Below are 14,154 nucleotides of genomic sequence, written 5' to 3'. Positions count from 1 at the left end.
CTACTGTATTAAACTGCACTTCAAAAAGACAAGGCATCTTCGCTACACCTCAGTAAGACAATCCATTATTCAAGAACTCCGATATTCCGCTGATAACGATCATTTACTCGATTACATTTCCTTTAGAATCAAATACACCGATAAGTTCAGGATCTTCAGAAACGTTTTTTAAGATTGCAATATGCGCATTTGTGACAAAGACTTGTGTACGAAAAGCAAATATTGCCGTATCGCCGACTTTTGCTTCAACTGTGTTTAATGCGCCATAATAATCAATATGATCAGGTGTCATTTCAATAGCTTGAACCTTCTTAAGATGATTTTTATTTGTTCCAACCAGCGCCGCTTTCATATGTGAACGCGGATAGAATCCACCGCCGAAAACATAAGCATGATGATTAGATATGTGGGATACTTCAGTTAGATATACCATTGCAGGTCTTTCCGCGAGTTTTTTCGTTGCATGAATGGGTGTCGTTCCAATTAAAGCATGACCGGGTTCGCCTTGAGTTGCACCATTTTCCTTCAACAATTTGATTGTTCCACAAGATGTTGCACTTGGCATATTCATCTCAAGCCTTTTATACCCTCTCTCCATTAAAAAAGATTTTACGGTTTGCATGGATGTTACATTCGGAGTAACTGTTGGAAGGCCGTCTTTAATCAATATACAAGGAAAGCTTGTTAAACCTGCAATTTCAATTCCTTCTAACTGTTCAATCGATTCGATATCCTTAACGATTTGTTCAAAAGTGAACCCTCCCTCTTGACCTTTATATATATAATCCTCTTTGTTTGCGATACGTAAAAACACTTTTTGTTTTCTTCCCATTTCCTTAGCTGCTCTACTAATGTTTCGAGCATTTGCAAGACTGAAAACCGTAACATAGTCAGGATGAAGCTTTAATATAGCCGGAATCATATGAATAGGTATTTGAACAAGATGTCCGACATGCCCAATCTTGATTCCATTTTGGCTGAGTGTGATTGCCTCCCACGGGTCTACAGCAACCGCTTTGTCAATTCCGCTTTCGGCGATAGCTTGTGCTACCAACGGATTACGGCCAAACTGCTTTGTCATAAAAAACAGTTCAATATCCTGTTTTTTGGCTTTTCTACTTAAAACTTTTGCATTTTTCTTGACAGTGTCCAAATCTAATACATAAGTGTTAGGTGAAATGATTCCCCGCTGATGAAAATCCAATGCAGCTTCTATTAATTTTTTATTATATTTTAATGTAGATTCCAAAAACATCAGTCTGTCTCCTCTTTTCCTTTTTGCATTAAATGAAGGAATGAACTGCCGTTTTCAGTATCGCGAAGCCCTAGATAATCAGCAGAAGTTGCAGCAATGTCGGATAGCGTTTTTCTTTCCCCGATATTTACGGGGGATAACTTTTTGTGATAAGCCAGCAAATACGTTTTTTCCCGTGTGTGTTGGTTATGGCCGATCGTAGGGTCATTCCCGTGATCTGCACTAATCATCAGCAGATCCTGATCTGTCATTTTCCGGAGAATTTCCGGCAAATATTGATCTACCATTTCAATCCGATTCGCATAACGCACAGGATTCTGTGCATGTCCGGCTAAATCGGTTTCTTGTACTGTGGCAGCAATCACGCCTTTTTTGACACGGTCCATCTCCTGTATAATATCCTTCATAACTTGTTCCGTATCTACACCCGGAAACCTATTTGCACCTTTACAATAAATAATGTCCTGCATTTTTCCGATAAGAGAAACTTCCATTCCCCCATTTTTCGCCAATGTTGGCAACTGCTTCTCGGGAGAGATACCAAAACCTAAGTGACGGACTTGATACCCCTGCTTGTATACATTAGATTTAGGCGAATTCACTCCTACTAATCCGTCTTCTCTTCTTTCAACTGACCTCTGCAAGTGTTCGGGTGTTACATTTTCTCCTCCAAGAACAATCACACGATTTACTTTAACATGATGACGGACGCATCTTCCTATTTTCAACACTTCATCAAACGGAATATCATCCAGCGGAGCGCTTACATTATAAATTTGCCCGTAATCTGTTTCGATATTATCGGCCACGACTACTAAATCGTTTACTAATAGATACGGCAAATCTGAATTTGGTATGTTAACTTTATAACCCTGATCTTCCAAAGCGAGTTTAACATGATTGATATGTTCTGCAAAAGGAGCTAAATATGTCTTTTTTGGCTTTGTCCCCATGATTTCATTATGCCCTTCAAAACTGTCTGCTCCTTGATGCATCAGGTTCAAAACACCATAGCTGGCAATATGGTCTACATTTTTCAATTTAGGATGGTGCAAGATTTTGTTTATACCCAATTTTTCGAGATTTGGAATGTTTAAAGAAGGCACCGTATCAAGTATGTGATAGAAAGTATTAGCGCCAACGTCTAAAGGGTGATAATCGCTTGCATCTTCCATATAACCGACACCTAAGCTGTCTAATATTATGATAATGACTCTTTTATTCATTTATATCATCCCCTATTGAAGGATTTACACTAAGATTTTCTGTTGCTCGGTGAACGGATATGTTTAGAATTCTTAAAATGGTCTCAGGACCGCTTCTTAATGGATTAATGCGGATCATTTTTTTGGCCAGTGATGGATCTGCAGATAAAAAAGTGCCAGACACTCTATAAAACATTGGTGCAAACTCGTATTTTGATTCAGCACCTACCGGATGGGGTGCCGCTCCCAATTCATTAGCATGATGGAGCACTTTTTCGGCAATTGGTTTAACAAACTCTACAAGTAAGACTTTTGATTGTGCATTTGCCAAATAAGCCTTTTTAACACCTTTAATGGCTCCATTATTAAGCGAGTGAACTAACTGATCATTGACACTTGCTTGAATTGCCAGCATAACCGGCGCATATATCAGACCCCTTAAAGCTTCTAAAGCTTCATAACCTTGAACTTGGCTTCCACCTGAATAGTTTAAATTTTCTATTCTTTGTATTAAATCATTTTTGCCTAAAATGACTCCAATACCTTCCGGACCTAGTAGCTTGAACAATGAAAAGGTGGACAAATCGGCTTTGACTTGCGCTCCAATCTTTTCTGCTTTCATTGCAGCATAGTTGTCATCCGTAATAATGACTAGACTAGAATGAATGGAACGTATTTTTTTTATTGTTTCAGCCAAATCGTAATGGTCATCTATTTTTTGCCTCGTATGCTGAATCAATACACCTTTTAACTTCGGGTGTTTGAGGATGGCTTCTTTTATTTGTTCAGAATCGTGAAAATCCGCGTATATTGGCAAGACCCCCATCGACTCTAACGTTGTTTTACTTGTTGGATATATAGGTGCGTCATGGACTAGGATCTCGTCACCTGGCTTTAAAAAACTCATAAAACCAAATCTCAATGCCCCTGTTCCTGCACCACGAACTAACATTGCTTTCTCTGTGCCAAAGAAATCGGCTAGTGTCTCTTCTATTTTTTTTGTGAACCGCGGTTTATTCATTCCTTTTACAACGCCTAAATCGCCAAGTGAAAGCAATTCTTCTCCTCGAAAATGTCTTGTGATGACATCCACCAACTTAAATTGTCTATGCATGGCTTCTTCAATAGATAGACTATATAGAGGATAAGTTTCCATGCTCATTCACTCTCCCCTTTCATAAAAGCGCGAGGATTTTTAATCAACATCTTATCAATTGATTCACCAGTTATTCCATAGGTTTGCAAGAGAGGGATAAACGTGTCTATCAAATATGAATAGCCCACCCCGCCTTTATATACCAAATGTGATTTTCTGGTGATGTCCATAGACAGCAAAACCTTGTCTATATACCCTTTAGCCTGTATCTTTTTCAACATTTCTGCCCGAACACGATCAGACATATAATTTTCTTTACCTATTGTATCGAATTCTACATACACACCTTCTCTCAGCATTTTCAATATATAATCGGCATCTCCTGATAAATCAACATGCCCTATCACCACTCGGTTTAAATCAACTTCATGTTTTTTGAAAAATTCTACTTGTTCATGCCCTAATGTTCCTATGGAAGTATGGGTTGATATTGGTTTTTTTGTTTTCTTATGCGCCACAACAACCGCTTCAAATACTTTTTGTTCGGTTTCCGTCCATTTATTGTAACTTGTTCCAATTTCACCGATCAGCTCGGCTTTAGCATCTGTTCCTCTAATTCCTTCAACAATCTCCATTACCATTCTTTCTGCCAACTTTTCTTTTGGTTCGCGAAACACATGGATCGGGTAAAAAGTATCTTGGTAGAAACCAGTTGAAAAGACAATATTAATGCCTGTTTCTTCTGCTACTTTTTGAACGTATGTAATATTTCTCCCCATTCCAATATTCGTGACATCCACAATATTGCGTACGCCCTTTTCGTATAAACTTTTAAATTCTCTAACGGTTTCAGAAAATACATCCAACTTACAATCCTCATTGTTTTTTACTTCGGAAAGGTCTATCGTTGTATGTTCATGCATATAGGTCATTCCGTCTTTCAACATTCGGAAACTTCCCCTCTTTCGATGATTTAGCCAACCTGCCATAAACCGACTGCATAGAGAAGATTGGCAACAATCCCCAACAATATAACTGCAATAGGGCCGACAGCCAATTCAACAAGTGGTTTTGATGCAATTCGGTTTATTAAATAAAATCCAATCACCCAGAAGAAGCCAATACCGGGAGCAATTTTTTCCCCTGCCATCGCACTGCCAATTAATATAGCCATTCCTAGAACATCTGACAGCGAAGTGCGAATATGCTCCCCCATCTCCCTTACACCAGGCAGTTTGTCCATACTTTTTGATACTGCGGATAATGATACGACCTCTAAATACATGACTAAAAAGCCCAACAGAAATGCTAAAATCGGTATATCCCTGAAAATAAGACCGATTGCAAATACCAAAGTGGTACCAGCTAAACCATAAACTCCTGTTACGATCGCAGTTGAAAAAACTAAAGGGATGAAGCCAATTCCACGTGCAAATGTAGCGATTGCCGCCTCTGTGTAAAGCTCTTTATTAATCAATGCTTGAGGCATTGCATCCACTGCTAAAATCAGCATGGATGATGTTAAAGAAACAAGTCCTCCCATAAGAGCTAATAACCAGCGGTTTTTTTTAATTCGATTTACACGCTCATTAAATATATTCACTAAATTTGCATTAGTAGATTCATCTCCGCCTCTAATTCTCGCTGCATAATAAATCATCATTAACATTCCTGCTAATAAAGCCATTCCTTCAGGACTGAGCGAAATTTTATATCCTGCAGCTTGAAATGTTCCAAACTTCTCGAATAAGAGATAAGAAGCCAAAGTGACGATTGCAGTGACGGCGGCTTTTTTTAAACCGTGCTGATATCCAACCGCTACAGCTGGAAATACTGTAAATGCAATAATAATAGGCTGACCAATAAGACTTAAAGAATCTATAAAATTTACGGGAAACATGCCAAATAAATCTACTACAAATTGCAGTCCTAAAACGATTCCAATACTATAAACGGCTCCAATAACCCCTGCAGTTACCATGCCTATTTTGTTTTCCGGAGTCCAAATGCCAATAATGTCACAGGCCAATAAAATGCTGTGTCCAATAATGATTGTTGCTCCTATTGAAAGCGGAATACCAAACCCTATGATTAAGCCAAAACTTAATGCAAAACTTGTTGCAGCAAGCTCCCCTCTTGTCATTCTCCCCTCAAGGTATTCAGGCATAATCGGTCGCAAACCATCATTAAACACTGCTACTCCGCGATTTACTAGTATAGAACCTAATGCACCAACAGCCGCTATGACAAGACATTGAATTAAAGAAAGGTCCATTCATTATTCACCTCTATGATTTTTCTCATCTTCTGTACATCATGTCATCCGTGCTTCTTAAATCATCCAGGAAAGCGCTTTCTTTAACTGAAAAAAATGTATACAGTTGAAGCCGGTGTAACAAAATATAAAGAAAAAAATTCATTTATTTTAATAAATAAGGAATTAAAATGTTTAATATATTTTGTGAAGACGAAGCTGTAAAACCAAAGGCAATTTTGCCGCTTTCTACTTCCTTCTCGATCTCTTCCTTGTTTTTTATGGTACTTGGCGAAGCCAAGGTGACGCATTTATCTTTGCCTAATAATGCAATTGCCATTGCAAGCGCACCACCGGATCCTGTTTCACAGGCGCCAATATAATAATCTACCTTATTGTTTTTCACAGCCATAACAGCGTCTAAATCACCTTTAACCAAAACTTCTACATTGCTTCCCCCAATTTCTTTAACAAGTTTTTCAATCGCTTGTTTTTTCAACTGTCCGCCTATTACGATTCTCACCATAATAAAACCCTCCTATTCATTAGATTCTATGACTTTATGAAGATGAAGATAAAAATAGACACGCTCACCTTCTGGAAGTTCTAAACCTGCCAGTGAATGTATAAAATCTATCACTTCTTCTATAGCATTTTTATATGGTGTTTCGTACACTTCATTGATGATGGCAATTGCAGGACTTTCTTCGCTTTCTCCCCTCTCAATTCTAGTTAAAGCCATCGCCATGTGCGTCCAAAACATTTCAGAGTCTTTGATCACCTCCTTTTTCAGCTTTTTTGATAAGAAAACAAATGTGTTCAAAGTTGTGTTGAAAGCATTTTTTGTAATCACTCGACTCGTTAGTAAAATAGACAACTTTTCTTCCAGCTGTATTTGGTTCACGCCAGTTCCTCCAATATACTGTATTTAGTATTTTAAATTTCAAATGCTGACCCATCGCCTCATGTATTGAATGACAAGTCGGATGGGCCGGCATTTTAGTAGCGCGGTATTTTCTCTCCTTTTTCTACACTTTTTTGAGTGTCTAATATTTGTTTCTCATTAACCAAATGCCACTTTTCTGCTATTTCTTTTTCTCTGTCTCCTTCAATAACAATAACGGCTTCAGTTGTATCCTTGGAAATTTTCTTGGCTTTCGGTGAAAAAAAATCGATTGCTTTAAACGTTTGAATCATTCTTTTGTCATCGGCATTCCAAACTGCTGCATCAATTTGTTTTGAAAGAAGCATATCGAAAAGCTGCATATAATTCACATTGACAAACTCAGCGTTTTTATTTTCAAATTCAGCCAATGTTAATTGTTTCTGATCTAGGGACTCCAAATCAACACCTACTCTTATGACATCCTTACCTATTTCCTCATCTGGATGAGCTAAGAAGATTTTATGGGAAGATACATAACTGCTTTCCCCGAATTTCTTAAAAATTTTCAAATTTGGATATTCTGCTATGATATGATCTGCCGTCATCTTAGAAACAATTGCAAAATCACTTCTTTTTGTTCGGACTGCTTCGATTCGATTCACTCCGCCACGCATATAGATCAAGTTAACTGTTTTTCCGGTTGATTCAAACCCTTCCACAATCCCTGTTGCCAGCCCTTCATATTTCCTTGAATACGGAAGTGGCATTGAGCCGATTAATGGTGCAATACCTGCAATCTCAAGTAATAAATTGTTATCCTTACTTACCAAAAACGTTCCTAAATGGCCTCTAGCCTCCAAATGAATCGCTTTCATATCAACCAATAAATTCAGCGCACTTTGGACAGTCCCCCTGCCGATGGATAACTTATGACAGTAGTCTGAGATGCGGGGAATTTTTTCACCTGCTTTGATATTCATCAATTCTTTAGCAATATTTTTAGCAGCCAAACCATTTTTAGAGTAAAATTTTTCCCACATAATTCATCTTCCTCAAAACAATATACTATATTCTGTATAATCAATTATAAGAGTTGTATCCTAATTTTGCAATAGTATTATTCAGAACACTATAAAAAATATGTTGTTGGCGCACCGTGAATGAATGATAGGTCTCCTTATTCCTTTTTCCGCGTGACAAAAAGAAGCAGCCGAGAAGGCTGCTTCTTTTTTATGAATCATAAATATGGACGGTCGGTTCCTTGTCTCCCGGCTTTTTCAGGATAACGGCTTCCTGCCCGGCTGACGAATTAATGTTGATCTCAACGTTCAGTCCGCTTTTGCCGTAGTAATCCATCACTTCACCGGTCAAGAACTGGGTAAAGGCGATGACTTCGCTTTTGCCGTAAAACTGCATCGGGATGTTGATTTTCATGTCCTGCATTTGGTCGTCTTTATAGAGAGCCGTGCCGACAACCCCTGTGTAGTTTGGAAAATACGTGTCGACTTTGTTTTTAAAGCGTTTGAAGAGCTCCGCGTCATCCGGATGTTTCTCTGAACCTTCTGTTGAAGGGAAGAACGTGTACTCTTCATTGATTTTATCCCAGCCGCCGAGCTCGCTTGTCCCTGATTTCACATCGGTTTTGGCGATAAAGTTTCCAGGGACGATCGATGACTTAGGCGCCTGCTTGTAGAGCATGATGGTCAGCGGAATGTTTTTCAAATCATCCATGTTTCTGATCCGTTTCGCGACTTCCTCGGCGATTTTTTCGCCTTCCTGCCTCAGCTTTTTGTCGCTGATGGTCACTTCTTTTTGCGGGTCGCCGACATTTTCGCGGTAGTAGTAGACAGAGTTCAGCGCAAGGCCGATTACGACGCCGCCGAGCTCAATCGTATCCTTGTCTTTGCGGACGAGGTAGTCATGCTCAAGCATATGGGCGAGGTATACCGGGCTTTCTTCGTTTTGCTTCTCTGTTGACCCGCTCCCGGAAAGGGCGGGGTTCAGTCCGAGGTTTTTGAAGTTTTTATCGTCTTTCTCCGCTTTTTTCAGGTCGTCTCCCGTTTTTTTGCGGGCGAGCCAGCTCGTAACTGTATCCTCATCCAGATATTGTCCTTCTTGAAAAAGGTAATCGTCAGTAGAAAATGAATCTTGCGCAAGGCGCATCATGCCTGTCTCAAATTCATCGATATCCAGCCGCGTATTCAGGCGTTCGGTCGTCAAGCCGCGGGCTTTCCCCGCCTTGAAAGGAAGAACCATTTTATAATAAGAATCGGAGATGTTGTATTTCGGAATGATGGCTTTTTCTTTCGACTTATCCGTTTTCTGCACCATCTCCTGCTCTTCTTCTCCCCCAAAATTCGGCGCACAGGCCGAGAGCATGAGCATACCCGCAGCAGCCGCCAAACATAATATCTTTTTCAATAGAAAACACTCCTCTTATTTCTTTAGCTCACTGATCAGTCTTGCTTCATCCCATACTTCGATGTTCAGCTCTTCAGCTTTCGCCAGTTTGCTGCCTGCCGCTTCGCCGGCAATGACGAGATCGGTTTTTTTGCTTACACTGCCTGTGATTTTTCCGCCGAGCGCTTCGATTTCCACTTTCGCGTCGTTCCGCGACATTTCGTTGAGCTTCCCGGTCAGGACGATCGTTTTCCCCGCAAAATACGAATCGCTCGCTTCAGCGGCCGCTTTTTTCGGGCCCTTATACTCGGTGTTCACCCCGAGTTCTTCAAGCTCGTCCAACAGCTTTAAAATCTCTTCTTTTTCAAAATAAGTGACGAGGGCGTCCGCCATCTTCTCGCCGATTTCATCGACTTCGACCAATTCTTCTTTTGTCGCTTTTTTGAGCCTGTCAATCGTTTCAAAATGCATCGCCAGTGTCTTGGCCGCTTTGGCGCCGATGAAGCGGATGCCGAGTCCGAAGAGAAGCCGTTCCAATGAATTCTCCTTCGATTTTTCAATCGACTTCAATAAGTTGTCGGTCGATTTTTCCCCCATCCGCTCGAGATTGATCAGCTGCTCGCGCGTCAGCTTATACAGATCGGCGACATTGTGGACGAGGTCTTCGCGGAACAGCTGGGTGATGACGCGCTCGCCAAGACCGTCTATATTCATCGCGTTCCGGGAAACGAAATGGATCAGGCCTTCCCTGATCTGAGCCGGGCACTCCGGATTGATGCAGCGAAGCGCGACTTCTCCTTCAATTCTGACAAGCTCGCTTCCGCATTCCGGGCATTCCTTCGGCATGTTGAATTCTTTCTCTTCTCCCGTCCTCTGTTCGACGAGCACGTTGACAACCTCGGGAATGATGTCTCCTGCTTTTTTAATGACGACTTTGTCCAGCAGTCTGATATCCTTCTCTTTAATCAAATCTTCGTTGTGGAGAGAAGCTCTTTGGACGGTCGTTCCCGCCACTTTTACAGGTTCGAGAATCGCAGTCGGGGTTACTGCACCCGTCCGGCCGACGCTTAATTCAATGTCCAAAAGCGTTGTGACAACCTCTTCGGCAGGAAACTTGTAGGCGATTGCCCAGCGCGGGCTTTTTGCCGTAAAGCCGAGTTCTTCCTGCTGATCAAGGGAGTTGACTTTAATGACAATCCCGTCGATTTCATACGGGAGGTCGGCGCGTTTTGTCTTGAGCTCTTCGACGATCTCAATGACTTCTTCGATCGTGCTGCATTTTTTTCTTTCATGATTGGTTTTAAAGCCGAGTTCGTCGAGGAAATCAAGTCCCTGGCTTTGCGTTTCAACGCCCATTTCGTCAAGCTCCGCTATACTGTAGACGAAGATGTCGAGATTTCGTTTCGCGGCGATTTTGGGATCGAGCTGCCTTAATGAGCCGGCAGCAGCGTTCCGCGGGTTGGCGAACGGCTCTTCATCCCGTTCGAGCCGCGCTTTGTTCAGCAATTCAAAGGAGCGCTTCGGCATAAAAGCCTCGCCGCGCACTTCAATTGAAAGATCGCGCTTCATTCGGAGGGGAATGTTTCTGATGGTCTTCAAATTTTCTGTAATATCCTCGCCCGTTGTTCCGTCGCCTCTTGTCGCACCTCTGACAAATACGCCGTTTTCATAGCGCAGTGAAACAGCAAGACCGTCTATTTTAAATTCGACGTTGTACTCAACATCTCCGACCGCCTGGCGGACGCGGCGGTCAAAGTCGCGCAGATCTTCTTCATTAAACGCGTTGCCGAGGCTCAGCATCGGCGTTTTATGCTGCACTTTTTGAAAGGCGTCCAAAACGGCTCCGCCGACGCGCTGAGAAGGAGAGTCCGGCGTTTTCAGGTCGGGGTGCTCTTCTTCAAGAGCAATAAGTTCCTTCATCAGCTTGTCATATTCGGAATCAGGCACGCTTGGGTCGTCAAGGGTGTGATATTCGTAGTTGTATTTGTTAATCAATGCATGCAGTTGTTCCACACGGCGTTTAGCTGCTTCTTTTTCCATTGGTTTCGTCCTTTCATTTCAGGTCTTTTGCCATTTATTGCTTTTCAATAGGCGCAAAGGCCGCGAGAAGACGCTTCACTCCGGTCGGGCTCGGGAAGGCGATGTCAAGCTCAGTCGATTCGCCGGATCCTTTGACGCTGACAACGGTTCCGACGCCCCACTTTTTATGGGAGGCTTTGTCGCCGACTGCCCAATTGACACCGTCGCCGCCGGTTTTGCTGTACGATGCAGCCGGCCGGGTAACCGGGCCTCTCCGCTCCGGCTTTCTTCCAAACGGCGTTTTCAGATCTTTTTTCTTCTCGTTTAGATTGTCCAATAATTCTTCCGGTATTTCCGCAATGAACCTTGATTCCGGGTTCATATTCGTTCTCCCGAACAATGTCCGCATCCGCGCGTTAGTTAAATAAAGCTCTTCCTCAGCCCTCGTGATGCCGACGTATGCGAGTCTCCGCTCCTCTTCCATCTCCGCTTCCTCCATTAGGGAGCGGCTGTGCGGGAATACCCCTTCTTCAAGCCCCATCAGGAACACGATCGGGAATTCCAGTCCTTTTGCGGCATGAAGCGTCATCAAGATGACCGCGTCTTGATTTCCGGTCTCTTCTTCCTTCTGATCAAGCTGATCGATATCGGCGATAAGGGCCAAATCCGTCAAAAAGGCGACGAGCGATTTATCTTCGCTTTGCTGTTCAAAGTTTTTCGTTACGGAGAGAAACTCGTCGATATTTTCAAGACGGCTCTGCGCTTCCAGGGATTTTTCCGCTTTTAGCATTTCGCGGTATTCGGTTTTTTCAAGAATTTCTTCCGTAAGCTCTGTGACAGATAAGTATTCCTGCATGTTCGTCAGGTTTTCGATCGTCTGTCTGAACTCGTCAAGCGCGTTCGCCGCTCTTGCGCTGAGGCCGATAAAGTCAACCTGTCCGAGCGCTTCAAATAAAGACATTCCGTTCATATCGGCATAAGCCGCAATTTTATCGACTGAAGTCGCACCGACGCCGCGCTTCGGCACGTTTACGATCCGCGCAAAGCTGATATCGTCGTCAGGATTTGCGACGAGGCGCAAATACGCAAGGATGTCTTTGATCTCTTTCCTGTCATAGAACTTCGTGCCGCCGACAATGTTGTAGTTGATGTTCGCTTTCATCAGCGTTTCCTCGATGACACGCGATTGAGCGTTCGTCCGGTACAAAATCGCGATATCAGAGAAAGATCGTTTTCCCGAGCCGACGAGCTCCCTGATTTTGCCCGCGACAAATTGGCCTTCGCCAAATTCGTTGTCGCCTCTGAAGTAGGAGATTTTCGCTCCTTCGTCATTTTCGGTCCAGAGGTTTTTCGGCTTTCTGTTGGAGTTGTTCTGAATCACTTCATTGGCCGCGTTCAATATCCGCTTTGTCGACCTGTAGTTTTGTTCGAGTAGAATGACGCTTGCATTCGGATAGTCTTTTTCAAACGACAGAATGTTGGCAATGTCCGCGCCGCGCCATCTGTAGATCGACTGGTCGGAGTCCCCGACGACGCAGATGTTTTCGAAGCGCTGCGCCATTTTTTTGACGAGCAAATACTGCGCCCTGTTCGTATCCTGATACTCATCGACATGAATGTATTGGAATTTCCGCTGGTAGTATTCGAGCACTTCCGGCACCCGGTCAAACAGGATGATCGTCGTCATGATCAGATCGTCAAAATCGAGCGACTGGTTTTTCCGCAGTTTTTTCTGATAATCTTTGTAGACATCGCTGACGACTTGTTCAAAAAAACCGCCGGCTGTTTTCTCGTACTCTTCCGGGTCGATCAATTCGTTTTTCGCACTGCTGATCGATCCGAGTATGCTTCTGGGATCGAATTTTTTCGGATCGATGTTTCTTTCCTTTAAGATTCCTTTAATGACGGAAAGCTGATCTGACGTATCAAGAATCGAGAAATTCCGGTTGATGCCGATTCTGTCGATGTCTCTCCGCAAAATTCTCACACACATGCTGTGGAACGTCGAAATCCAGATGTCGTCCGCTCCCGGTCCGAGAATGCGTTCCACACGTTCTTTCATTTCTCTGGCCGCTTTGTTCGTAAATGTAATCGCCAAAATGTTCCACGGGGCAACGCGCTTCTCCGCCATTAAATACGCAATGCGGTGCGTCAATACCCGCGTCTTTCCGCTTCCTGCTCCGGCCATGATCAAAAGCGGACCGTCCGTCGTTTTGACCGCTTCCTGCTGCATCTTGTTTAATCCGCTTAATAATTGGTCGCTAATGTAATTCAATTCCGTTCACCGCCTATTCAAACATATGTTCTATTATAAACCAATCCGGTTCGTTGTGCTCATCCTTTTACGGCCTTTACCGTTTGCAGCGCATCTTCGAAATTCTCATAAATCGCGTTTCCGACGACGATCACATCGGCGTGCTCAGCCATTTTTACCGCCGTCTCCGCATCTTTGATGCCGCCGCCGTAAAACAGCGTCGTTTCCTGAAGCACCGCTTTTGTTTCCTTAACGGTCTCCGAATCCCCCAGCATGCCGCTGTATTCAAGATAAAAGACCGGGAGGCGGAAAAGATGTTCTGCCACGCGGGCGTATGCTTTAATATCCTCAATGTCAAGCTCGGTATCTGCGTTTGTCAAAGCGGCAGCCTTGCAGTCCTGATTCAAAATACAGTACCCTTCAACAACAATCTCATCAGGTGACATCAGCTCGCCGTATTCTTTCATCGCCTTTTTATGTAAGCCGGCAATCCAGTCGGTATCTCTGCTGTTGAGCACAGTCGGAATAAAATAGAGATCAAATCCCGGGACGATCGCGTCAATCGTCGACACTTCCAGGACGCACGGCACTAAAAAGCGGCGCACTTTTGACATCAGCCGAAGGACATCATCTTCTGTGACATGATCGCTTCCGCCGATCAAAACCGCGTCTGTTCCAGATTCGCACAGCTGTTCAAGCTGATCATCCGTAATATCTTTATTCGGATCGAGTTTAAAGACATGCTTCCACTCGGTAATATCGTACATGAAAAAAGCTCCTCCATT

Annotated in this window: 12 protein-coding genes; all 12 read right to left on the bottom strand. The window is 43.0% G+C overall.

The features are described 5' to 3' along the window. Positions 1-103: 103 nt before the first annotated feature. The 12 genes from ACH97_RS15760 to pcrB all read right to left on the bottom strand — a co-directional run bounded on the left by ACH97_RS15760 (position 104) and on the right by pcrB (position 14,136). On the bottom strand, positions 104-1,255 hold the full coding sequence (locus tag ACH97_RS15760; RefSeq protein ID WP_048350658.1) for a YhfX family PLP-dependent enzyme: 1,152 nt from the start codon (positions 1,253-1,255) through the stop codon (positions 104-106). Next, positions 1,255-2,481: a phosphopentomutase gene (locus ACH97_RS15755; protein WP_048350657.1), complete on the bottom strand. Its 1,227-nt coding sequence runs from the start codon at positions 2,479-2,481 to the stop codon at positions 1,255-1,257. Before ACH97_RS15755 ends, ACH97_RS15760 begins: the two co-directional genes overlap by 1 nt. Continuing rightward, positions 2,474-3,622 (bottom strand): aminotransferase class V-fold PLP-dependent enzyme, encoded by a 1,149-nt coding sequence (locus ACH97_RS15750; RefSeq protein WP_048350656.1) that lies wholly within the window; start codon positions 3,620-3,622, stop codon positions 2,474-2,476. Before ACH97_RS15750 ends, ACH97_RS15755 begins: the two co-directional genes overlap by 8 nt. Further along, positions 3,619-4,503, bottom strand: a complete 885-nt coding sequence (locus ACH97_RS15745; RefSeq protein ID WP_048350655.1) for a phosphotriesterase family protein — start codon at positions 4,501-4,503, stop codon at positions 3,619-3,621. Before ACH97_RS15745 ends, ACH97_RS15750 begins: the two co-directional genes overlap by 4 nt. A 26-nt stretch (positions 4,504-4,529) precedes the next feature. Beyond that, on the bottom strand, positions 4,530-5,831 hold the full coding sequence (locus tag ACH97_RS15740; RefSeq protein WP_025810329.1) for a YhfT family protein: 1,302 nt from the start codon (positions 5,829-5,831) through the stop codon (positions 4,530-4,532). Between the two features lie 145 nt (positions 5,832-5,976). After that, positions 5,977-6,336, bottom strand: a complete 360-nt coding sequence (locus ACH97_RS15735; protein ID WP_020450457.1) for a DUF2620 domain-containing protein — start codon at positions 6,334-6,336, stop codon at positions 5,977-5,979. Positions 6,337-6,348: 12 nt separating this feature from the next. Further along, a complete protein-coding gene (locus ACH97_RS15730; RefSeq protein WP_020450456.1) occupies positions 6,349-6,714 on the bottom strand; it encodes a PRD domain-containing protein in 366 nt (121 codons plus the stop codon). Positions 6,715-6,809: 95 nt separating this feature from the next. Then, the gene (gene yhfZ / locus ACH97_RS15725) at positions 6,810-7,736 is read right to left on the bottom strand and encodes a GntR family transcriptional regulator YhfZ (protein WP_048350654.1); all 927 of its coding nucleotides are present in this window, start codon (positions 7,734-7,736) and stop codon (positions 6,810-6,812) included. Positions 7,737-7,926: 190 nt separating this feature from the next. Continuing rightward, entirely contained in the window at positions 7,927-9,117 is a 1,191-nt protein-coding gene (locus tag ACH97_RS15720) for a CamS family sex pheromone protein (protein WP_023855598.1), read from the bottom strand. A gap of 15 nt (positions 9,118-9,132) precedes the next feature. Next, positions 9,133-11,136, bottom strand: a complete 2,004-nt coding sequence (ligA, locus tag ACH97_RS15715) for an NAD-dependent DNA ligase LigA (protein ID WP_048350653.1) — start codon at positions 11,134-11,136, stop codon at positions 9,133-9,135. Positions 11,137-11,170: 34 nt separating this feature from the next. Next, on the bottom strand, positions 11,171-13,390 hold the full coding sequence (pcrA, locus tag ACH97_RS15710; RefSeq protein WP_020450452.1) for a DNA helicase PcrA: 2,220 nt from the start codon (positions 13,388-13,390) through the stop codon (positions 11,171-11,173). Positions 13,391-13,449: 59 nt separating this feature from the next. Then, a complete protein-coding gene (gene pcrB, locus ACH97_RS15705) occupies positions 13,450-14,136 on the bottom strand; it encodes a heptaprenylglyceryl phosphate synthase (protein ID WP_020450451.1) in 687 nt (228 codons plus the stop codon). Positions 14,137-14,154 lie beyond the last annotated feature (18 nt).

It is taken from the genome of Bacillus paralicheniformis (genome assembly GCF_001042485.2).
Taxonomy (GTDB): Bacteria; Bacillota; Bacilli; order Bacillales; family Bacillaceae; genus Bacillus; species Bacillus paralicheniformis.
Note: the sequence above shows the minus strand (reverse complement) of the source record. Positions and strands in the feature narration are given on the sequence as shown.